Annotated in this window: 19 protein-coding genes and 1 pseudogene; 11 read left to right on the top strand and 9 right to left on the bottom strand. The window is 56.8% G+C overall.

What is annotated here, in order from left to right:
- From SMB34_RS21400 to SMB34_RS13800, 3 genes and pseudogenes are all read right to left on the bottom strand, one after another.
- Positions 1–318: pseudogene (locus SMB34_RS21400) on the bottom strand (hypothetical protein); the annotation flags it as partial.
- Between the two features lie 398 nt (positions 319–716).
- Positions 717–2,072: an oxygen-independent coproporphyrinogen III oxidase gene (gene hemN, locus SMB34_RS13805; protein ID WP_037990892.1), complete on the bottom strand. Its 1,356-nt coding sequence runs from the start codon at positions 2,070–2,072 to the stop codon at positions 717–719.
- Between the two features lie 92 nt (positions 2,073–2,164).
- On the bottom strand, positions 2,165–2,593 hold the full coding sequence (locus tag SMB34_RS13800) for an HIT domain-containing protein (RefSeq protein WP_037990888.1): 429 nt from the start codon (positions 2,591–2,593) through the stop codon (positions 2,165–2,167).
- Positions 2,594–2,793: 200 nt separating this feature from the next.
- Here SMB34_RS13800 and SMB34_RS13795 point away from each other — a divergent pair, with 200 nt between their 5' ends.
- Complete coding sequence (locus SMB34_RS13795) at positions 2,794–4,104, top strand: NAD(P)/FAD-dependent oxidoreductase (RefSeq protein ID WP_240478831.1); 1,311 nt, start codon at positions 2,794–2,796, stop codon at positions 4,102–4,104.
- Positions 4,105–4,149: 45 nt separating this feature from the next.
- On the opposite strand, the gene SMB34_RS13790 is transcribed toward SMB34_RS13795, so the two are convergent.
- On the bottom strand, positions 4,150–4,851 hold the full coding sequence (locus SMB34_RS13790) for an FMN-dependent NADH-azoreductase (protein ID WP_037990900.1): 702 nt from the start codon (positions 4,849–4,851) through the stop codon (positions 4,150–4,152).
- Positions 4,852–4,991: 140 nt separating this feature from the next.
- Here SMB34_RS13790 and gcvA point away from each other — a divergent pair, with 140 nt between their 5' ends.
- Positions 4,992–5,882 (top strand): transcriptional regulator GcvA, encoded by an 891-nt coding sequence (gene gcvA, locus SMB34_RS13785; RefSeq protein ID WP_037990884.1) that lies wholly within the window; start codon positions 4,992–4,994, stop codon positions 5,880–5,882.
- Between the two features lie 96 nt (positions 5,883–5,978).
- Entirely contained in the window at positions 5,979–6,764 is a 786-nt protein-coding gene (gene otnI / locus SMB34_RS13780; protein WP_037990881.1) for a 2-oxo-tetronate isomerase, read from the top strand.
- Between the two features lie 7 nt (positions 6,765–6,771).
- Here otnI and SMB34_RS13775 read toward each other — a convergent pair whose 3' ends face one another.
- Together SMB34_RS13775 and SMB34_RS13770 are read right to left on the bottom strand one after the other, a co-directional pair.
- Positions 6,772–8,034, bottom strand: a complete 1,263-nt coding sequence (locus SMB34_RS13775) for a glycerate kinase type-2 family protein (protein ID WP_037990880.1) — start codon at positions 8,032–8,034, stop codon at positions 6,772–6,774.
- A gap of 61 nt (positions 8,035–8,095) precedes the next feature.
- On the bottom strand, positions 8,096–8,845 hold the full coding sequence (locus SMB34_RS13770; RefSeq protein ID WP_007090947.1) for a FadR/GntR family transcriptional regulator: 750 nt from the start codon (positions 8,843–8,845) through the stop codon (positions 8,096–8,098).
- 239 nt (positions 8,846–9,084) lie between these two features.
- Between SMB34_RS13770 and SMB34_RS13765 the strand changes: the two genes are divergently transcribed.
- The 7 genes from SMB34_RS13765 to SMB34_RS13730 all read left to right on the top strand — a co-directional run bounded on the left by SMB34_RS13765 (position 9,085) and on the right by SMB34_RS13730 (position 16,415).
- Positions 9,085–9,885, top strand: coding sequence for an N-formylglutamate amidohydrolase (locus SMB34_RS13765; RefSeq protein ID WP_037990879.1), 801 nt, complete (start codon positions 9,085–9,087; stop codon positions 9,883–9,885).
- 1 nt (position 9,886) lies between these two features.
- Positions 9,887–11,056 carry a carboxylate-amine ligase gene (locus tag SMB34_RS13760; RefSeq protein ID WP_037990877.1) on the top strand — a complete coding sequence of 390 codons (1,170 nt, stop codon included), beginning with the start codon at positions 9,887–9,889 and terminating at the stop codon, positions 11,054–11,056.
- A 125-nt stretch (positions 11,057–11,181) separates the two neighbouring features.
- Entirely contained in the window at positions 11,182–11,427 is a 246-nt protein-coding gene (locus tag SMB34_RS13755) for a DUF2312 domain-containing protein (protein ID WP_007090950.1), read from the top strand.
- Between the two features lie 28 nt (positions 11,428–11,455).
- Positions 11,456–11,956: an MmcB family DNA repair protein gene (locus SMB34_RS13750; protein WP_240478830.1), complete on the top strand. Its 501-nt coding sequence runs from the start codon at positions 11,456–11,458 to the stop codon at positions 11,954–11,956.
- A 672-nt stretch (positions 11,957–12,628) separates the two neighbouring features.
- Positions 12,629–14,329, top strand: coding sequence for a methyl-accepting chemotaxis protein (locus SMB34_RS13740; RefSeq protein ID WP_037990873.1), 1,701 nt, complete (start codon positions 12,629–12,631; stop codon positions 14,327–14,329).
- Between the two features lie 48 nt (positions 14,330–14,377).
- Positions 14,378–14,842, top strand: coding sequence for a cache domain-containing protein (locus SMB34_RS13735; protein ID WP_007090954.1), 465 nt, complete (start codon positions 14,378–14,380; stop codon positions 14,840–14,842).
- Positions 14,843–15,224: 382 nt separating this feature from the next.
- On the top strand, positions 15,225–16,415 hold the full coding sequence (locus SMB34_RS13730) for a patatin-like phospholipase family protein (protein ID WP_037990871.1): 1,191 nt from the start codon (positions 15,225–15,227) through the stop codon (positions 16,413–16,415).
- A 69-nt stretch (positions 16,416–16,484) separates the two neighbouring features.
- Here the strand turns inward: SMB34_RS13730 and SMB34_RS13725 are convergent, their stop codons facing one another.
- Positions 16,485–19,967: an indolepyruvate ferredoxin oxidoreductase family protein gene (locus SMB34_RS13725; RefSeq protein ID WP_037990870.1), complete on the bottom strand. Its 3,483-nt coding sequence runs from the start codon at positions 19,965–19,967 to the stop codon at positions 16,485–16,487.
- A gap of 420 nt (positions 19,968–20,387) precedes the next feature.
- Here SMB34_RS13725 and SMB34_RS13720 point away from each other — a divergent pair, with 420 nt between their 5' ends.
- Entirely contained in the window at positions 20,388–20,828 is a 441-nt protein-coding gene (locus SMB34_RS13720) for a VOC family protein (RefSeq protein WP_037990868.1), read from the top strand.
- A gap of 55 nt (positions 20,829–20,883) precedes the next feature.
- Here SMB34_RS13720 and SMB34_RS13715 read toward each other — a convergent pair whose 3' ends face one another.
- Both SMB34_RS13715 and SMB34_RS13710 read right to left on the bottom strand, forming a co-directional pair.
- Entirely contained in the window at positions 20,884–22,068 is a 1,185-nt protein-coding gene (locus SMB34_RS13715; RefSeq protein WP_037990866.1) for a benzoate/H(+) symporter BenE family transporter, read from the bottom strand.
- 175 nt (positions 22,069–22,243) lie between these two features.
- Positions 22,244–22,819, bottom strand: coding sequence for a hypothetical protein (locus SMB34_RS13710; RefSeq protein ID WP_037990865.1), 576 nt, complete (start codon positions 22,817–22,819; stop codon positions 22,244–22,246).
- Between the last annotated feature and the right edge of the window lie 17 nt (positions 22,820–22,836).

Here is a 22,836-nt window from a genome sequence, read left to right as displayed (position 1 = left end):
GGTGGTGTGTTCGGAGGTCCCGAAAGGTTGGTCATCGATGGCGGGATTTGTGTGCCTGCCATGCGGCAACGTGTGGCCCTTGGGGTGAGGTGCGTTTGCGGCGTCAACCGAGGGCGGTAGGTGCTTGTTCAGGGCAGCGTGGTCCGTCCGGGCGGTGGCGTTTGGCGATGCCGGGGGCGGCGGGCTTGGCTTGGCTTGGCTTGGCGGGTTTGGATCGGTTTGCCTGGAGCGGCGGGCGGGATCGGTTGCCTGCGGGGCGATGGTGCGTTCGGAGATGCCGAAACGTGGGTCATTGATGGCGGGATTTGTGCCTGCCATGCGACAGTGTTCTTGCCTTTGGGGCGAGGTGCGTTTGTGGTGTCCATCGAGAGCCCGAGGTGTTTGTTCGGGGCAGCAGGGACTGGGGCGAGGTCGGTCTGGTGCAATCCGGTTCAGTCCTGTCCGTCCAGCCCACCTGGTCGGTGGCGTTTGGTGATGTCGAGGGCAGCAGGGCTGGTTGGCTGGCAGGAATGGCCTGGCGATTGATCAAATCGTCATTCCGGGCGCAGCGGAGCGCAGACCCGGAATCTGCGCCCCATTGAAAGAGCTGGATTCCCGCCTTCGCGGGAATGACGGTCAGGTTGGGAATGCCGATCAGGTTGGGAATGACAATCGGATTGGGAGTGCTTTGTCAGCGGTCTGAGGGCCGGGTTATCCGGCCCTGTTGACAGCCACATCTAGACCGCCTGTGAATGCCGCCCGTGGGCGTGATCAAGATAGGTATCAAACGCCGCACACACCGCACGGACAAGCGGGCGGCCGCTTTCGGTAAGGTGGATGTGTGTGCCGTTAACTTCGACAATGCCATCCTGCGTCATGGCGCGGACCCGGTCGATTTCGCATGTAAAGCGGTCGGCGGATGTGCCGTGATCGGCGCAGATGGCGGCGACATCAACCGTCAGGTTGCACATCAGTTCGTTGATGATGTCGCGCCGGATGCGATCCTCGTTGCTAATCGCAATGCCCTTTTCAATCGCACATTTTCCGGCCTCGACCGCGCGTTGCCAGCGGGCAAGGGCTGGGTCGTTCTGGGCATAGCCCTGTGGCAGGGACGAAATCGCAGACGGGCCAAAACCGATCAAGGCTTCGGCGCGGTCGGTGGTGTAACCCTGAAAATTCCGGTGCAAAAGGCCGCTTTTCTGCGCGATGGCCATGGCGTCGTCATCGCGGGCGAAATGGTCAAGGCCGATGGCGCTGTAACCATGCGAGGTCAGTTGGGTCTGGATGGCTTCGTACTGGGCCCAGCGGGCTGCGGTGTCAGGCAGGGCTTCGGTCGGGATCAGGTTCTGATGCTTTTTCATCCATGGCACATGGGCATAACCGAATACCGACAGGCGGTCGGGGTTGAGCGTGACCGTCTGATCAACGGTTTCGATGATGCTTTCCACGGTCTGGAACGGCAGGCCATACATCAGATCGACATTGATGCCCGAAATCCTGTGCGCGCGCAGGCGGGCAATGACATCTTCGACCAGCTCAAACGATTGCACGCGGTTGACCGCACGTTGCACAAACGGGTTGAAATCCTGAATGCCGATGCTGGCGCGGGTAAAGCCGCAATCGGCCATGGCATCGATAAATTCCGGGGTGGCCGTGCGCGGGTCCATTTCAAGGGCGACTTCGGCATCGTCAAGGATGTCGATGCGATCGGTCAGGTCGGCCATGATCGCGCGCAGGTCTTCGGGTTTCAGTGCCGTCGGGCTGCCGCCGCCAAAATGAATGTGCGACACCTTGAAACGGTGGGCGGGGTCAAGCTTTGACAGCAGGCTTGCGATTTCAGCCCGAAGGGCGACAACAAAATTGCCGACCGGGTCATATTGCTTGGTGATTTTGGTATTGCAGCCGCAGAACCAGCACATTTCCCGGCACCACGGAATATGCAGATAAAGCGATAAGGGTTGTGCGGGATCGAGGTCACCCAGCCAGCTTTCGAAAACCCTGCCATTCACCGACGCACTGAAATGCGGTGCGGTCGGATAGCTGGTATAGCGCGGCAGACGCAGGTCGTATTTTTCGTAAAGGGCGAGTTGCATGACGGACATCCCGAAAATTCGTTCTGTCCGTCTTTTGCATTATTCCAAATTCATCTTCCTTGATATGCGTCAAGGAGCGGCAAAGCGGGAAATTACAGATGCTTGAAAGCCGAAATCAGATCAGCCCGCAGGATCGCCAGACGTTCATTGCCGGTTTCCTCGTCATAAGGTTCGGCCTTGCCGACACCCCAGATCGGGCCGGGCCATGCGGCATCATTTTTGAACCGGGCCACGACGTGGCAATGGAGTTGCGGAACCATGTTGCCGAGCATCGCGACATTGGTTTTATCGGCGTTGAAACGGCGTTTCAGCGTTGCAGAAACAATCGCGCATTCATCACCCAGCAATTTGCGTTCATCCGCGCTCAGATCATCATAATCGACCAGATTGGCGCGTTTTGGCACAAGGATCAGCCACGGATAGCGGGCGTCATTCATCAACAGGACATGGGATAGCGGGCCATCGGTGACGAGATCGGTGTCGGCGGCAAGTTGCGGATGAAGGGCGAAATCGTTGATCATGGGGGCCTCTTTTGGGGCTTGGGGGGCTTGGGGCGGATGAATGTAAAATCTTATAATCGGAACGCAATAGCTTGTCGCGCGTTCCGGTAAGAGGACAAAAATGTCCATCCAATTGTTCTTTTTGAATAACTTGCAATGATCGCCGTTCCTGACTAGCTAGAACCGGGGTCGGACCAATGCGATACAGGAGCATGACCGGCATGACGGACAGAAAGCGGGTGGTAATCGTTGGCGCAGGTTTCGGCGGCATGAGTGCCGCCAGGAAACTTGCAGGCAGGGATGAGGTTGACGTCATCCTGATCGACAAGCGCAATCATCATCTGTTTCAGCCGCTGCTTTATCAGGTGGCGACCGCCGACCTGTCGCCCGCCGAAATCGCCTGGCCGATCCGCAGTATTTTCAGCCGCTATCCCAATGTTTCCGTTTTCATGGGCGGGGTTACCGGGCTTGATTTGCCGGGTAAGCGGATCATCGCGGGGGATCGCGACCTTTCGTACGATTATCTGGTGATCGCGACCGGGGCGGTGACGTCCTATTTCGGCAATGATCATTGGGCGATGGTCGCACCGGGCCTTAAAAACATTACCGAGGCGACCGATATCCGCAAAAGCCTGCTTCTGGCGTTTGAGCGCGCGGAAAACAGCGAAGATCCTGAAGAACGTCGGCGGTTGCTGAACTTTGTTGTGGTTGGCGGCGGGCCGACCGGGGTTGAGATGGCGGGGGCGATTGCCGAGCTTGCCAAGCAGGCATTGTCCCATGATTTCCGCCGGATTGATCCGCGTGATGCACGCATCATCCTTGCCGAAGGCGGCCCCAGATTGCTGGGTGCTTTTCCCGAGGATCTATCGGACTATACCCGCAAGTCGCTTGAAAAAATCGGGGTCGAGGTCCGGGTCAATCAGCAGGTTTCCGACATTACCGCGATGGGTGCGCAGATCGGTGATGAATTTATTCCGAGCGCCAATGTCATCTGGGGCGCGGGTGTCCGGGTTGATCATCTGGCCGACTGGACCGGGCGGGAATGTGATCGGGGTGGCCGGGTGATGGTCAATACCGATCTGTCGGTGCCGGGATATGAGGATGTTTTTGTCATCGGTGATGCGGCGCATGTGCCGTGGCGCGATGGTATGACGGTGCCGGGGATTGCGCCAGCAGCCAAGCAGCAGGGCAAGTATGTTGGCGGGCGTATTATCGATCATATGAGAAGCCGCGAAACACCACCATTTGCCTATCGCCATGCCGGAAATCTTGCGACGATTGGTCGTCACCGGGCGGTGATTGACCTGAACGGGTTCAAGCTGCGCGGCTGGCTGGCGTGGTGGTTCTGGGGGCTTGCGCATATCTATTTCCTGATTGGTTTGCGCGCGCCCGCGCTTGTGATGGTGCAGTGGGTGTGGAGCTATCTGTTTCGTAAAAAGGGTGCGCGCCTGATCACCGGATTGATGGCGGGCGAGGTATCGGAACAAATAAACCCGGCACAAAAACCGGCAAAAACACCACCGGGAGAATGAGGGGGCGTTCGTCCCCCGGTGATGGTGATGGTGCCGTCATGTTGTTCAGGCCGTCATGGCGACATCTGAATCCTGCGTGTGACGTGCCTGCAATTGCAGGACGATATCTTTGACCTTTGCCTCGGCATCGGCGATGGATTTTTGGGTGCGGTCGTCACCGAATTCGTCATATTCGATGGCGGCACTATGTTGATCGGTTATGCCGATATATTCCAGCGGGGCAAAGACGCCGCCTTCTACATGGTTAAGATGGGCAACACGTCCACCCGGATCATATCCGAAATCGCCGCGCGAGGATAAAACCACCAGTGATTTGCCACCGGTCAGCATTGGCCAGTAGGGGACGCCATCACGCGACCGGTCAAAGCCGAAGGTGACGCCGACGCGGACGATGTTTTCGATCCATGCCTTCATCTGGGCGGGCATGCCGAAATTATACATCGGCACCCCGGCAACAATCACATCGGCACGCAGCAATTCGGCAAGCAGTTCGTCGCTTTCGGCCAGAACCTGATGCATCCAGTCTTCGCGCTGTTCGGGTTTGGTGAAGGCCGCGTGAACCCAGTCACCGGTTACGGGGCTGGGCGGATTGGCACCGACATCGCGATAGATGATTTCGTCATCCGGGCGGGCGGCGCGCCATTGTTCGATGAATTTGGCGGTAAGGCGGCGCGAGTGGGAGCCGTGGGCGCGGGTGTCGGATCGGCCGGGGCGGGCGCTGCTGTCGATATGAAGGATGGTTGTCATGGGGCACCTTTGATCGTTAATGATGATCTGTGATAATCTGTGTTCATCTGTTTCGATTTGCGTTGCCCCATATTTGACTTGGATATAGGCTTTGATCAAAATCGAATATCTCAGCCAATAGATGAATTGAGTTCATCCATATGCCCTTGCCCCCGCTTGCGACGCTGCGTGCTTTTGAGGCCGCCGCCCGACACCTTAGTTTCAAGCGGGCGGCGTCCGAACTTGCCGTGACGCCAACCGCGATCAGCCATCAGGTGCGATTGCTTGAAGAAACCCTTGGTGTGCGGTTGTTTGATCGCAAGCCAAGGCAGGTGACACTGACCGCCGCCGGGCAGGAGCTTTATCCGACGTTGCGCGATGGTTTTGCCGGTTTTGCCGCCGCCATTGACCGGGTCAAGGCGCGCAAACCCCAACGCGGGCTGACGGTATCGGTGCTGGCATCGTTTGCCGCCAAGTGGCTGTTGCCACGCCTTGGCGGGTTTCAGGCAGCACATCCCGATATTCATTTGCGGCTGCATACTTCGGCCGAGGTGGTTGACCTTCATTCGGGGATGGCCGATGCGGCGGTGCGATATGGCAGGGGGCCATTTCCGGGCATGGTGGTGCAGACCCTGTTTGCCGACCGGTTCGCGCCGGTTTGCAGCCCGATGTTAAACATCCAACAGCCCAACGACCTGCGCGGGCAGACCTTTTTGCATCTGGAATGGTTGCGCCCGGACGAGGCAACGCCGACCTGGGCGCGGTGGTGCAAGCGGGCCGGGTTGGATGATGTCGATTTATCAAGCGGGCTTAGTTTCAGCGACGATACCCATGCCATTCAGGCCGCGATTGCGGGGCAGGGTGTCGTTCTGGCCAGTTCGGAAATGGTGCGTTCGGAAATCGCCGCCGGGCTTCTGGTGCAGCCGTTCGGCCCGGTGATGGAAGGGCATCATTATCACCTGATCCATACCGGCAGGAGTGCCAATATCAGGGAAGTCGAGGCATTTGGCGCGTGGATGGCGGACGAAATTGCCAAAGATGGTGCCGTGTGATGAAGGTGTCCGGAGTGCCGTCCTGCTTTGGCATTGACGCGGCGGCGGTGATGCGAAACCATGACATCCCGAAATCATCCCCCAAGCAGGTGCCCAATGCCCCGTTTTAGTGCCAATCTTTCATTCCTGTTTGCCGATCTGCCGTTTGAAAAACGGTTTGCCGCGGCGGCGGCGGCCGGGTTTGGCGGGGTCGAATATGTCGGCGCCTATGACATGCCGATGGCCAGTGTCAAATCGCTGCTGAGCGATAATGGCCTTGAACAGGTTTTGTTCAATATGCCGACCGGGGATTGGGAAAAGGGCGAGCGCGGGCTTGCCTGCCGACCGGGGCGGGAGGATGCGTTTCGCGATTCCGTGGTCAAGGCGCTTGATTACGCAGCCGCGACCGGATGCAGGATGGTGCATTGCATGGCGGGTGTGATGGGCAAGGGCGAAGATGCCGGGGAACTGGCGCGGCTTTATTGCGACAATCTGCTTTATGCCGCCGATCTGGCCGAACAGGCCGGGGTCAAAATCCTGATCGAGCCGATCAATCCGGTCGATATGCCGGGTTATTTGTTAAATTCCGTCGAACAGGCCGCCGTGATCCTTGATCAGCTTGATCATCCAAATCTGGCGCTGCAATTCGATATTTATCATGCGCAGATTGTCGGCGGGAATATTGCGGCCCGTCTGGACAGGCATCTGGACAAAACCGCCCATATCCAGATTGCCGGTGTGCCGGGCCGCCGTGAACCCGATAGCGGCGAGCTTAATTATCCGTTCCTGTTTTATATGCTGGATCGGGTCGGGTATGACGGCTGGATCGGCTGCGAATACAAGCCGCATGGCGATACTGTTGCGGGGCTTGAGTGGATCCGCCCGTGGATGCCGAAATCCTGATCCCTGATTATTCGATCAGGATGGCGCGGAAATCGTTTACGTTGGTCAGCGTCGGGCCGGTGATCAGGAGATCGTCGATTTTGGCAAATGCGCTATAGGCGTCGTTATTGGCCAGATATTCCCGAAGATCGATCCCGGCCGAAATGGCCTTTTGCCAGCTTGTCGGGTCGATGATGGCACCGGCGTTATCTTCGCTGCCGTCAATGCCGTCGGTATCGATGGCAAGCGCGCTGAACCCTTCGTGATCGCGGAACTGGATCAGGAGGGAGAGCAGAAATTCGCTGTTGCGGCCACCACGGCCGCCCTTGGCGCGGACGGTGACGGTTGTTTCACCGCCCGATAGCAGCACGCAGGGTTTGGTGGCGGGTTGGCCGTGATTGGCGACCTGATGGGCGATCCCGGCATGGACGATGGCGACCTCGCGGGCTTCGCCTTCGATGGCGTCGCCCAGAATGACCGGATTGATGCCAAGGTCGCGGGCGACTTTGGCCGCGGCCTCCAGACTATCCTGCGGGCGTGACAGCATGATCACTTCATGCCCGTCGAAGCATTTGTCGCCCGGTTTGACGGTTTCATGGATGTCGTTATTCAAGAGTTCGGTCGCGGCAAGCGGGATTTCGATCCGGTAACGGCGGATGATATCAAGCGCATCCTGCCCGGTTGTCGGATCGGCAACCGTGGGACCGGATGCAATGATCGCCGGATCGTCGCCCGGCACATCGGAGACCAGATAGGTGACCATGCGTGCAGGGGCACAGGCGGCGGCAAGCCTGCCGCCCTTTATCGCCGACAGATGTTTGCGCACACAGTTCATTTCGGAAATCGTCGCGCCGCTATGAAGCAATGCCTTGCTGATGGCCTGTTTGTCTTCGAGTGTCAGACCCGGACCGGGCAGGGCAAGAAGCGCCGACCCGCCGCCCGAAATCATGCAGACCACCAGATCATCGGGACCAGCGGATTTGACGATATCGAGAATACGCTGGGCGGCCTTTTGCCCGGCGGCATCGGGGACCGGGTGGGAGGCTTCGACAATTTCGATTTTGTCGCACGGGACGGCATGGCCATAGCGGGTGACGACCAGACCGGTCATATCGCCATCCCATGCCTGCTCGAAAGCGCGCGCCATGTTCGCCGATGCCTTGCCCGCACCGATGACGATGGTTTTGCCCTTGGGCTTTGTCGGCAGGTTGCGCGGAATCTGGACCGCAGGATCGGCGGCCTTAAGGGCGGCATCCATCAACTGCAAAAGCGTGTCGCGCGATGTCGTCATGTCTGGTTTCCCTGATTGGTCGTGTTTTTATCGTTCTTGTCATTGTCTTTGTATTTGCGGCTCAGTTCGGTTTGTTCACTGCGGCCAGTTTGAAATATTCGATGACCGCCTGTAAATGTTCGGACATGGCTTTTTCCGAGGCGTCCGGGTCACGGGCGGCGATGGCTTCGACAATCGCATAATGATGTTCCTGCACCATCCGGTCAAAGGACGGGCCGGAAAGATTGTTAAAGCGGATTTCGGTCAGGGCGGCCTGCAGGACATCGTGAAGCATTTTCATGACGTGGTAATAGATGATTGATCCGCTGGCGCGGCCGATCATCATATGCAGGCGATGGTCATCATCGGCACGGTATTTGGGCGCGCGACGCGGATCGTGGGCCTGCCGGTAGGCGATGCGCAGTAGTTCGATATCCTCGTCACTGGCATTGATGGCGGCCCGCCGTGCGGCCCATGTTTCCAGCGTGCAGCGGATTTCCTGCAGGTCGCGCAGATTGTTAAGCGAGTCCCGGACAAGATCGGTCATCGCGGTGTCCATTTCGACCCCGGTGGATGACAGGACTTCGGTGCCGCCGCCCTGAACCGCGCGCAGGTAACCACGGGTTTTGAGTTTTTGCAGGGCGGCACGGACCGAAACGCGGCTGACTTTCATGTCTTCGGCAAGCTGGCGTTCACCTGGCAGACGGTCGCCTGGCAGGAACATGCCCGCGGTGATCATGTCGAGAAGCTTGTCGGCAACCTGATCGGCAATCCGTTTGGGCCGGTTGGCATCAACCGTGTCGGAAGATTGTGCAGGTTTGACAGGCGGCATGTTTTGAACACTCCAGCAGCGACCGAGACCAGCCGACAATGCGTTTCGTTTTATTGGTCATACCACTTTACGGGATGTTTGGCGTTGCTGCAAAGTGTCCGTTGAACTGTTGTAAAGTGGGCGTGCGGGCGAGCTTGTCAGTCCTGCAATAAATTGATAGTTCAACGGGGTCCGATTGCCGGTCCGTGCCGGTTCCGGACCCGAAAATTTCAAGCTGCCCCAATTTCAGGAGAATTCGCGTGAGCCACCATACCGGGTCGCTGCTGGGCCATGATGATCCCGCACCGTTTGAGGTTTTGAACGAGAACGGCAAGGGGCATTCGCTTTTTGTCTGTGACCATGCTTCGCGCGAAATCCCCAAAAGCCTTGGTACGCTGGGCCTGCCCGAAGAAGAACGCAAACGCCATATCGGGTGGGATATCGGGGCACGCAAGGTGACCGAAATTCTGGTGGAGCGGTTTGATTGCCCGGCGGTTCTGGGCGGTTATTCGCGGCTGGTGATTGATTGCAACCGGCAGCTTTGGGACCCGACCGGGATGCCCGAAATCGCCGATCAGACGGTGGTGCCGGGAAACAAAAACGTTTCCCCGACCGAGCATATGAAACGCATCCGCGAGATTTTCCTGCCCTATCACGGGGCCATCGAGGAACGGATTGCCAATTTCCATGCCCATAAAATCGTTCCGGCCCTGATCGCCATTCACAGCTTTACCCCGGTTTTCCAAGGGTTTGAACGCCCGTGGGAAATCGGCATTCTTTGGGATCGCGATGATCGTATTCCCGTACCGTTGCTGGCAAAGCTTCGTGAACAGAATCCCGATCTGACGATTGGTGATAACGAACCCTATTCCGGGCAGCATATGGCCGATTACACCATCGATCATCACGGCGAAGCCGGTGGATTGCCCTGTGTGTCGATTGAAATCCGGCAGGATCTGATTGATACTGATGCGGGATGTGAAAAATGGGCCAAAATCCTTGGCGATGCGTTTGTCGACATCCTGGCCGACCCGAACCTTTATAAAATCAGGAGAGACTGATTTGGCGGTGTCCCATTCGCGCGAACCGGGCTTTTCCATCGGGATCGAGGAAGAATTCTGGCTGGTGGACCGCGAAAGTCGCGATCTGGCGACGGACCCGGCAGCGGGGTTTCTGAAAGACTGCAAGGATGCGCTGGGCGATCAGGTTTCAAGCGAATTCATGCGCTGCCAGGTCGAAACCGGCACCAAGGTTTGCAATAGTGCGGCAGAGGCGCGTGACCAGTTAACGCATATGCGCAGCACGGTTGCCGATATTGCCGCGCGCTATGATATGGCGTTGCTGGCGGCATCGACCCATCCGTTTGCGCAATGGGACAGTCAGAAACACACCGAGGGCGAGCGTTACAGCACGATTGCGCGTGACCTTCGCACGGTTGTTGACCGGCTTCTGATTTGTGGGATGCATGTGCATGTCGGGATCGAGGATGATGACCTGCGGATCGAGCTGATGGCGCAGGCGAGTTATTTTCTGCCACATCTTCTGGCACTGACCACCAGTTCGCCATTCTGGCGCGGGCGCGATACCGGGCTTCAGACATTTCGGCTTTCGGTGTTTGATAACCTGCCGCGTACCGGATTGCCCGAAGTGTTCGGATCATGGGCGGAATATCGCCGCCATGTTGATATGCTGATCCAGGCCGGGGTGATCGAGGATGGCACCAAGCTTTGGTGGGATTTGCGCCCGTCTGACCGTTGGCCGACGCTTGAAATGCGGATTGCCGATGTCTGTACCGATCTGGAAGACGCGATCTGTGTGGCGTCGATCACGCGATGCCTGATGCGGATGTTGTATCGTTTGCGGCGCAATAACCAGCGGTGGCGGATTTATTCCAACATGCTGGTGCGTGAAAACCGCTGGCGGGCGTGCCGGTATGGAAGCGACGCCGGGGAAAAGACCGGGCTGATTGATTTTGGCCGGGCGGAGATTGTGCCCTATGCCGATCTGCTGGAAGAAATCATCGAACTGATCCGCCCGGATGCCGAGCATTTCGGCTGTGTCGCGGAAGTCGAGCATGCGCGCACCATTATTGCACGCGGCACAAGCGCACGCCGCCAGCGCGAGATTTATACCGATGCGGTGGAAAACGGCGCAAGCCCGCGCGATGCGTTGCTTGCGGTGGCCGATAACCTGATTGCGCATACGGTGCCCGGCGAAAAATCGGCGGTCTGACAGCCGTTTGGAAGTTGCGGGGTTAACGGGTCTTGTCATGGCAAAGCGCATTGAGTATCGTCGCGCCGCATTAAAATTCAGCGCACCGGTTTCCGCTGCGCAAACATGATCGGAGAATATCAGGAATGACCGAAGTCGGTGGAATCGCAGCCGATCAGCTTGCGAGCTATGTCGAACGTATCGAACGCCTTGAAGAAGAAAAGGCCAACCTGATGGCCGATATCAAGGAAGTTTACGGTGAAGCCAAGGCGCTTGGTTATGACGTGAAAATCCTGCGCCAGATCATCCGTCTGCGCAAAATGGAAGACCACGAACGCACCGAACAGGAAGAAATCCTTGAGGTTTACAAACGTGCGCTTGGCATGAGCTGATCTGCTGTGTCAGGAGTGTCGCGCCAAGATGCAAAGCCCGCTTTCGAGCGGGCTTTTGTTTTTGTATCCTGTGGCGATGAATGAACGCAATCGCCCCCAAATCACAAGCGAAGTCACAGAAGGCGTTTGCCGTCTTTTGTATCATCATCGCATGGCTTGTCTGACCGAGCTTAGGCTTGGCAACGGGCGGAGGCTTGACGTTCTGGCCCTTGGGGAAAAGGGTGATCTTTGGGCGGTCGAGGTCAAATCGTCGGTCGAGGATTTTCGCGTTGATCAGAAGTGGGAAAGCTATCTTGATTATTGCGACCGGTTTTTCTTTGCCGTGCCGATGGAATTTCCGCGCGACCTGATCCCGGTTGATGTCGGATTGATCGTTGCCGACAGGTTTGAAGCAGCCATTGTGCGCGCGGCACCTGAGCCGGACCGGAAACTGTCAGCAGCGCGCAGAAAGAAATTACTGATTTCATTCGGAAGGACGGCAGCAGGCCGGATGACTCCGGGGGCGGATGGCGATATCGTTATTCCGTGATGATTTAAATCCAAAGGCAAAACCCGATACAATCGGCAAATGTACAAGTATTTGTCACTTTATACTTATACGTGGACGTGATAGGAAAAATATACCGTAGGGTAGTATTTCTTGTCTTATTTTTGAACTAATATCCTAACAAACATGTCACTTGGTTGCGCTAGTGGTCGCTGACTACACTCTGCCGCGCGGTCAGGTGATAGAAGAAAATATCCCTGGAAACGATCAAGATCGGTTCATGCCGCGGAAACCTGTATGACGGGGTGCATTTTTGCGCGTCTGTCGGATCGTGGGGGTACGATGGCGGGGATAGGACGGGCTGCGAAAGCGGTAGCAGGCCACGGGCTTGTATCGGGGAACGGCATCGGGACGCGGGGGCGTCATATCCGATATGCTGGTCCGAACCTTATCCGGCGCGGGGCTGCACATATATCCGTGCCCGGTCATGCCCGGCACATCACCACATTTTCAATAAAAACAAACGGTCGGCATTTGCCGCGCAAGTATTTCGCGGCCTGCGAAATGCTGCGGGCGGATGATCGCTGTGTCGCCAATGACGTGGTTAAGGGACATCGCAAAAATAAGGGTGACGCCATAGTCACCGCCTTCCGGGAAGCTGTTGGGGCAGCAGCCTGATATCCTTGTAGTTACAATTGGTTAGAACGTTACAGAATGAAAACTTTCGTCAATCTGAATATCGGTACCAAGTTGGCGGTTCTGCCGCTGATCGGGGTTATCGCCATTGCCATTGTGGGCGTCATCGGGGGACGCGCGATTGTATCACTTAGCAACGGTCTGGAATTTGCCGTTTCGGAGGCCTATCCGGAGGTCCGCGATATCGGCAATATCGACCGCAATGTCACAAAGGTTCATCAGACGGTCTATCGTCTGCTGTCATGGTCGGCGGCAGGCGTTGACGAAGACCGCATGAGCAGCGTGAATGCGGAATTGCAGTCGCAGATTACGGCGGCCCGCGATGCGTTTACCCAGATGCTGGGTGATCGGAACATGCAGGGGCCGGAACGCGAGATCGCGGAAGGCGCGGCCAAGCTTTACGAAGATTACCTTGCCAAGATCGACCAGGTTCTGGGGATGCTTGATATCGAGTATACCGGGGCGCTGAGTTTTTCGTGGTCGGCACAGTCGGATTACGAAAGCCTGATGGCAACCTTGGCCGAGCTTCGTGAAACGGCGGAAAGCCGCATGGATGTTGCCAGTTCGGATGCGATGGCAGCTGGCATGGCAGCCCAGAATCAGACAATCATTGCATCGGTTGTCGCCGTCCTTGCGATGGTGTTGATCAGTTTTGCCATCACGCGCGTGATCGGCGTGCCGGTCAAACGGTTGACGGCAGTGATGCGCGAACTTGCCGATGGTCGGGCGGATATCGATGTGCCCTTTACCGGGCGGACCGATGAAATGGGCAGCATGGCAGGGGCGGTTGAAGTGTTCCGCCAGAATGCCGAAAGTTTGAAGGAAGCCGAGCGCAAACGCATAGAGGACGAAGCCAAGGCGGCCGAGGAAAAACGCCGGATCATGCAGGAACTTGCCGCCGAGATCGAAACATCGGTCAAGGGGACGGCAACCGCAGTCAGTGCTGCGATCGAGGAAATCGGGGCATCGGCCAGTGCCATGCTGACCAATGCCGAACGCACCGATCAGCAAAGCGAGAATGCCTATGATGCGTCGGGCAAATCCAGCCGCAATATGGGCGAGATTTCAGAGGCCGCCAACAGCCTTGCGGCCGCCATTTCCCAGATCAGCAACGAAATCCAGGAAAGCAGCCGACGCGCACAGGCCGCAAGCGAGCAGGCACTGGATGCAGATGCCAAAATCCGCAAGCTTGAAGAAGCCAGTGTCAGGATCGAGGATGTTGCGGCATTGATCGGCAATATTGCCGAACAGACCAACCTTTTAGCGCTTAACGCGACGATTGAATCGGCCCGTGCCGGGGATGCCGGAAAGGGCTTTGCGGTTGTGGCAAACGAGGTCAAGAACCTTGCCAGCCAGACGGCACGTTCGACCGAGGAAATTGCGACGGAAATCGCCAATGTCCGCACGGAAACCGTTCTTGCGGTCGAGGCGATCCAGACGATTGTTGCCAGTGTCAATGACGTCAACGCTATCCTTAAAGCCATCGCCGATGCGGTGCTGGAGCAGGGGACGGCCACCGGCCAGATCAGCAACAGCATTTCGGAAGCCGCCGGGTATGCCGAAACCGTATCAGGCGGGATTGGCGATGTGCGTGAAATTGCCCGTGCCACCCGCGATTCAGCGGATTCCGTCGGGCAGGCAACCGGCGAGCTTGGCCGCCAGATGACCGGTTTGAGTTCATCTGTGGACGGGCTTGTCGCCCGTTTGCGGGCGGTCTGATCCATTTTCCATTTTACTTCCAACAGGTTCATCAAAGGGGATTACCTGATGACAACATTTATGCGTCTTTTTGTTTCTGCCATGACCGCACTTTGCCTGACCACCGGCCTTGCACAGGCCCAGGACAAGGCGGCAACCGCACAGGAACTGGTCGATAAGGCCATCGCACTTTACGATCAGGTCGGACAGGACAAGTCCTTTGCCACCTTCAACGACAAGGACGGTGAATATGTCTTTGACGAATTTTATGTGATTGTCGCCGATGGTGAAAAGGGCACGTTCCTGACGCATGCGATCAATCCGAAGCTGATCAACAATCCGAAAATCTGGGATCTTCAGGATGTGAACAGCAATTTCATCATTCGCGACATGGTGGAAACTGGCAAGACGAACCCGGATGGCGGCTGGTCCAACTATACCTGGACCCACCCGGAAACCAAGAAACTTGCCGAAAAGAAAACCTGGGTAAAACCCCATGATGGCAAAATCTTTATGGTCGGTTATTACGAATAACGGATTGCCGAATCGTAGAATTACAGAAGGTCGCCAAATTGGCGGCCTTCTTTATTTATGAGATTGGCGATCATGGAAGTATATTTCTGCCTGTGACGGCCGTCACATCAATAATGAAATAAAAGTTACGAAGCATTTTACTGGTATAGATATTTGGGTTTTCATACTATTCGATGGTCTATATTTGTTCCAAACTTTCATAAGTTTGATGTCGAATGGTAAATTATCTTAAATATTGAATAGGTTATAATTATTCTTAGCTTCAGAGGTCCGCGTGAGACGGGCCGATATCTCCTGGGTGGAAGCGCTGGCAACTGCGGCGTTATTCCAACGCAGCGTTCGGGTGTTCAGCCGTTTAACGGCAAATGAGTGGGAGATAGCTGTGAGAAAAATCAAACGGGCAATCTTTTTGTCCGGCGGGGGACCTGCCGTCGGATTAAGTATCGGGGTTCTGAAACGACTTCAGCAGGAACCCGATATCACGTTCGATATCTGGTCGTCTGCCTGTATCGGTGCGTGGCTTTCTGTGGCCTGGCATCAGGCGGACGAGGGACAGGAACTTGATCAGACGATTGGGTTCTTCCGCAAGATATTCCGCCCGGCAAGCGTTTATGACCGCTTTCCGATTGCATCGGCCTTTGCGCCGGATTTCTTTTCCGATTTCGCCAACCGGCTTTCCTATTTCTTTAACCCGGACAGTTATCAGGGGCTGATCGTGCCAGAAGCGATGGCCGAAGCCGCCGAGCATGTCCGCCATTTCATGGGCAATCCGAAATACTGGACGCCCCATAACCTCAACGATGTGCTGTTGAATGGTATTCTGGCGGTCAATCCGCTGTCGCGCTTTATGGTGGGCGCGATGTATCAGACCAAGACCAAGGGATTGGCGAAAATCTATTCGCCTGACAGCATGTTCCTGGATCGGCTGGATTTTGACCGGCTGTATCAGCCCGATAAACCAGCACTTTTCCATAATGCCTATAACCTGACACAGCAGCGGCTGGAGCTGTTTACCAACAAGCCCGATCATTACAACCTGCCGCAAATGAATGCGCAAACGCTTTGTGCCTGTTCGGCCCTGCCGTTTATCGAGGAACCGGTTGAAATAAACGGCGATACCTATTGCGAGGGGGCGACGGTTGATACGGTCAATTTCTTTGATTTCCTGCGCCATCATCCCGATGTCGAGGAAGTCTGGGTCAGCCGTATTCTGGACCTTAAGCAGGTGCGTCAGCCGGAAAATCTTTATGACGCGCTTAACAACCTGATCATGCTGTTTGCCGCATCGGCAAGCGAGGATGCGGTCAAGGCCTTCAAGCGTGAAGTCGCCGAAAGCGGGCGGAAGATCGACATCATCGAAATCCCGGTTTCACCCCATATCAATTACGACTGGACGTGGGAGAACCTTGATCGCGGGATTGACGATGGCTATCAGGCGACCGATGACATGATTGCAAGTTATCGCAGTCGACAGCTTCGCGAACATCCGGTGCGTGATCTGCGCCGTCGGGCGGCACGGGTTTTGCCCGATCTGCATTTCCCGCTGGGCGGGCCACGGCCGCGACTGGCGTAACATCAACATAAAAAAGGGGCCGCATGATCAGCGGCCCCTTTGTTTTCTGGCAGTTTTCTGGACTGCGGATTACTCCGCGGCTTTCAGATGCTCCGGCGGATTGCGGAACTGTTCAAGCAGTTCTGCCTCGCGGGTTTTGACCTTGTCGATATTGCCATCCTTGATATGGCCGTAACCACGGATCTGTTCGGGCAGGGCCAGAAGCGCGTTGGTAATCCGGACATTGTCATGGTTAAGGCCCTTGATGACCTCGTCCACCAGTGCCTCGTAATCGGCGATCAATTGGCGTTCCATTTTGCGTTCATGGGTACGACCGAACGGATCGAGTGCCGTGCCGCGCAGGAACTTGAATTTCGCAAGAATGCCAAAGGCGTTCATCATCCACGGGCCAAAGGCCTGCTTTTTCAGGTGGCCGGTTTCCGGGTCCTTGTCGGCGAAGGCCGGTGGGGCGAGATGGAAACGGATTTTGTAATCACCGGTGAAGTTTTTGGCGAGTTTGGCCCTGAAGGCCGGGTCGGTATAAAGGCGGGCAACTTCATACTCGTCCTTGTAGGCGAGTAGTTTGAAGTAATATTTCGCCACCGTCCGGGCCAGATCATCACCCCCATCAAGGCGTTTTTCAGCCGCGGCAACCTTGTCGACCAGTGCGACAAACCGGTTGGCATAGGCCGCGTTCTGATAATCGGTCAGGAAGGCTTTGCGTTTGGCGATGATATCCGAAAGCGTGGTGGCAATCGGATGTGCCTCGGCCTCGTTCGGGCCGATGACATCAAGCACGCGTTTCGGATCATGGGCAAACAGGCGGCCCCAATAGAAGGACTGCTTGTTCATATCAATCGCGACACCGTTCAGATCAATCGCCTGCATCAGGGCTTCTTCGGTGATTGGGATCAGGCCGCGCTGCCATGCGACCCCCAGCATGAACAGGTTGGTGGCAATCGAATTGCCCATCAGGCGGGTGGCGATATCGCTGCCTTCGACAAAGTTCACCGCATCGGCACCGCACGCATCGGAAATGACCTTCATATGCTCGTTCGATTTCAACTGGAAATCGGGGTTGCGGGTAAAGGCACCGGTGACGGTTTCGTGGGTGTTGATGACCGCCTGGGTAAAGTTGCGGCGCATCTTAGCAAGGCCTTCGAAGCTTGCCGCGACCAGAAGGTCACAACCCAGCACCACATTGGCCTCGCCCGCCGGAATGCGTGCGGCATGGAGTTTTTCCTGCGTATCGGCAAAGCGGATGTGGCTTACGACGGCACCGCCTTTTTGCGCCAATCCCGCCATATCAAGGCCGACAATGCCCTTGCCCTCGATATGGGCGGCCATGCCAAGCAGGGCACCGATGGTCACGACACCCGTGCCGCCAACGCCCGTGATCAGAACCGACCACGGATCGGTGATGTCGGGCAGGGTCGGGCGCGGCAGGCTGGCGAAGATGGCATCGCCTGCATTGCCGCTTTTGGCGGCGGCTTCGGGTTTGCGCAACGATCCGCCTTCGATGGTGACGAAGCTTGGGCAGAAGCCATTCAGGCAGGAGAAATCCTTGTTACAGGCCGATTGGTCAATGGCGCGCTTGCGGCCAAATTCGGTTTCGACCGGGACAACGGCCAGGCAGTTGGATTTTTCACCGCAATCGCCGCAGCCCTCGCACACCAGATCATTGATGAAAACCCGTTTGGGCGGATCGACAATCAGTTTGCGTTTGCGACGGCGGCGTTTTTCGGCTGCACAGGTCTGATCAAAGATCAGGATGGTGACACCTTCGATTTCGCGCAGTTCTTTCTGGGTATTGTCCAATTCGTCGCGGTGGCGGATATCAACACCATCGGCGAAATGCGACGGAACCGGGTATTTATCGGGCTCGTCGGACAAAACGATGATGCGTTTCACGCCTTCATCGGCCATCTGGCGGGTGATTTGCGGCACGGTCAGCGGGCCGTCAACCGGTTGTCCGCCGGTCATGGCAACCGCATCGTTAAACAGGATTTTATAGGTGATGTTGACACCGGCCGCGACGGCGGCGCGCACCGCAAGCGACCCGGAATGGTAATAGGTGCCGTCACCCAGATTCTGGAAGACGTGCTTGGTGTTGGTAAAGGGGGCCTGCCCGATCCAGGTGACACCTTCGCCGCCCATATGGGTAAAGGTTTCGGTCGAACGGTCCATCCAGTTGACCATGTAATGGCACCCGATCCCGGCCATGGCACGGCTGCCTTCGGGGACCTTGGTGGAGCTGTTATGCGGGCAACCCGGGCAGAACCACGGAATGCGCGCGACATCCGGGCGCGGTTCGGCGATTTCGCGTTCCTTCTGTTCCAGCCAGTCGATGCGTTCGTGGATTTTCGGGCTGTCATAGAAACGCTTGATGCGCTGTGCGAGGACAACCGCGATGCGCGCCGGGGTCAGTTCATCCATCGAGGGCAGAATCCATTCGCCCTTTTCATCGAATTTGCCGATCACGGTCGGGCGGACATCTTCGCGCCAGTTATAAAGCTGTTCCTTGACCTGGTTTTCCATCACCGCGCGTTTTTCTTCGACGACGATGATTTCCTCAAGGCCCATGGCAAATTCGCGCACATCGTCGCGGTTGAGTGGCCAGCTCATGCCGACCTTCAGCACGCGGATGCCGATTTTTGCGGCATCGGCTTCGGATATGCCAAGGTCATCGAATGCCTGCATGACATCAAGATAGGCCTTGCCGGTCGTGATGATGCCAAGCCGTGCATTCGGGCTGTCGATGACGGTTTTGTTCAGCTTGTTGGCGCGCGCATAGGCAAGGGCGGCATAGAGTTTATATTTCATCAGGCGATGTTCCTGATCCTTTGGCGTGTCGGGCCAACGGATATGGAGCCCGCCTTCGGGCATGGCAAAATTATCGGGGATGATCGGCGTGATGCGATCCGGCGCGACATCGACCGCGGCCGAACTTTCAACCGTTTCGGCGATGGTTTTCATCGCGACCCAGCAACCGGAATAGCGGCTCATGGCCCAGCCGTGAATACCGAAATCAAGGATATCCTGCACGCCAGACGGGTTCAGAACCGGGATTTGCGCATCGATAAAGGCGTATTCGGTCTGATGGGGCAGGGTGGATGATTTGCAGGAATGGTCATCACCGGCCAGAACCAGAACACCGCCATGTTTGGATGTACCGGCATAATTGGCATGTTTGAAAACATCGCCCGACCGGTCAACGCCCGGCCCCTTGCCGTACCACATGCCAAAGACGCCATCATATTTGGCGTCCTTGTACATATTGACCTGCTGGCTGCCCCAGACGACGGTGGCGGCGAGGTCTTCGTTCACACCGGCCTGAAATTCGATCTGCTGTCTGGTCAGGAATTTTTTGGCGCGCCAAAGCTGCTGATCAAGGCCCCCCAGTGGTGACCCGCGATAACCGGAAATACATCCGGCAGTGTTCAGTCCTGCGCGCGCGTCAAGCTGGCGCTGCATCAGGGGCAATCGAACCAACGCCTGGATACCGGTCAAATAGACCCGGCCTTCTTCAAGCGTATATTTGTCATCAAGGCTAATTGCCGCCAATTGTGCCATGACCAGTCTCCCTCGGGATCTCTCTCTGATTGCGGGGTCGTGCGGGCCAGTTGCGCTGCTTTTATTGATATAAGTTTACGCGCAGCTTTTTGGTATGGCCCGTAAAATTCTCTTTTGCGTCATTGGCGTTCCGGCTTTGGCGTTTGGTCGGGACGGATCGCTGTCTGACGGAATAATGGTAATGAATGCTGACCTTTTTTCAAATCAACTCGCATTGCAATGTGCAAAACGCCTGATTGTACTGGTTGACGTTGGGTCAACTTGATATTTACTTATTCCGGTACCGATTTGCGCGCAATTTTATTGCGGTCGTGCTGCGGTGCGAAATTGCGGATGTGATCGAGTCCATGCTCGGCAATCTGAAAATGGGGTGTTAGTCTCGTGTCGGGTTTTGGGTGCTTCTTTGAGCAGGAGCATAAGATGGAGCAGCGTGTATCGCTGATTACGCTTGGCGTGGCCGACCTTGACCGGTCGCGGCGTTTTTACGAGGACGGACTTGGTTGGAAAGTCAGTGATATGGTCGAGGGGCAGGTGGTTTTCTATCAATTGTCCAACGGGCTGGCGCTTGGCCTGTTTGGCCGGGAAGATTTGATCAAGGACGGGCAGTTTGAGGATGATACCGGTGCCCGTTTTGCCGGTCTGACGATTGCCTATAACGCACGGGACGAGGCCGAAGTTGATGCGGTGATGGCAGAGGCAAAGAAAGCCGGTGCGGTCATTCAGAAACCGGCGGAAAAGGTGTTCTGGGGCGGGTATTCGGGATATTTCCGCGATCCCGACGGCCATGCCTGGGAAGTGGCGTATAACCCGTTCTGGGAACTGGATGCCAAGGGTAATCTGACGATCCCGAAGCCGGATTGATTTTAACTGCGGCACTAAAAACGGCCCTGCCGGTTATCCGCAGGGCCTTTTGTATTTAACTGGCTTTATCTTTGCGCAGATGGGTCAGGAAATAGATCAGCCCACCGGCCAGCAATCCCCAGAACGCCCCGGCAACCCCGAAAAAGGATAGACCGGCGGCGGTGACAAGGAAGGTTACGGCGGCGGCTTCGCGGGCGTCGTCATCCTTGAATGCGGCAACCACCGATCCGGAAAACGCCCCGATCAGGGCGAGGCCTGCGACCGCTTCGATCAGGATCGAGGGGGCGAGACTGACAAAGGCGGTGACAAGACCGGCCAGCAATCCGAACAGGATGTAAAACACCCCGCCAAAGGCCGCCGCCCAATACCGTTTTTTCGGATCGGGATGGGCATCCTCGCCCGCGCACAGGGCGGCGATGATCGCGGCAAGGTTGACGGCATGCCCGCCAAAGGGGGCGGCCAGCAACGAGAAAAAGCCGGTGGTGGCAAAAAGCGGCCCGGGCGGGGTATCGTAATTATTGGCGCGCAAAACGGCCGTGCCGGGAATGTTTTGCGATGCCATGGTAACGATAAACAGCGGCAGGGCAATGCCGACCAGACCGGCCAGTGTGAATTCCGGCATGACGAATTCGACCGGCGGCACGATGGCGCCGCCAAGACTGCCAAGCGTGTTTTCGGGGAATTCGACACCGACGACCATAACAATGATAAAGGCCAGCAAGGCCGCAGGCACGGCAAACAGGCGATTGATCCGCCCGACCACCAGCCACGCAACGACAATCGGCAGGCCAAGAAGCGGATTGAACGCAACCGCCTTGATCGGTGCCAGACACAGACCCAGCAACACACCGGCCAGCATGGCATTGGCAAGCGGGGCGGGAATGGCAGCAACCGCACGGCCCAACGGCTTCCAGATGCCGCAGATGATGATCAGGATCGCGCAAACAATAAATGCCCCGACCGCCACGGCAAAACCGCCGTCAATCGCGCCGGATGTTGCCAGCAAGGCCGCACCGGGGGTGGACCATGCGATGCTGATCGGCATGCGGGTGCGCAGTGACAGATAGATCGAGCACAGACCCATGGCGACCGATAGTGCCATCAGGCCCGATGCGGCCTGATCGGGCGTTGCACCAACGGCACCAAGCCCCTGAAGGACGACGGCAAAGGAACTGGCCGATCCGACAAAGGCGGCAAGAATACCCATGAACAGATTTTGGGGCGAGATATCGCGCAGCATGGTGGCTCCGTCAAACAGGTAAAACGGATGGATAGGAAATGCGGTGGCAGCGCAGTGAATTTAGTGGCATGGAGCGATACAGACCAGAAAAAAAGAAAGCCCCACAGGCATTTGCCGGGGGCTTCTTTGGTAGAAGGTTATTCAGGGCAGGTAACAATAGCGGTAGGGATGGTGGTCAAAGCATGTCGCGTTTGGTGTGCGGGTTTGCCACCTCGTGGGTGCCGATCAGTTTGGCCTGATGACGGGCAAGGATATCTTTGGCGCGGGTTTCCTTTGTTTCGTCGGGTGTCTGTACCCAAAGCAGCAACCCGCCATGATCCAGTTCGTCCTGCAATTCACCGGAATATCGTTTGCCGATCATGGCCGCGACCACACCGCCCGCCGCGGCACCAACGCCGCCTGCACCGACAATTGCCGCGATGGTCAGGGCAATCGGGCCACCCGCGGCAATCATGACACCCGCCGCGCCAAAGGCGGCGGCATACATGGGGGCACCGACCAGGACGCCCTCGGCATCGCCAATCGGGGTTGGCGCGGTATAGGCGAGCGGGGGCATGTCGGGATCGTTTTCGATATCCTCGACCTTGCTGTAAATATGACCCAGTTTGTCCTCGATGGTGCGTTCGGTCGCAAGCAGGCTGAGGTCGGAATGTTTGAAACCGGCGGCTTCCAGATCCTCTGCGGTTTTTTGCAGGGCAGGAAGGTCATGAAAAACGCCAACGGTTTCGTTTCGGGTCCTGAGGATGGACATTTGTGGCCTCCTTTTTA

This window comes from Thalassospira permensis NBRC 106175 (genome assembly GCF_000714555.1).
Taxonomy (GTDB): Bacteria; Pseudomonadota; Alphaproteobacteria; order Rhodospirillales; family Thalassospiraceae; genus Thalassospira; species Thalassospira xiamenensis.
This window is presented reverse-complemented; position numbering and strand designations above follow the sequence as displayed.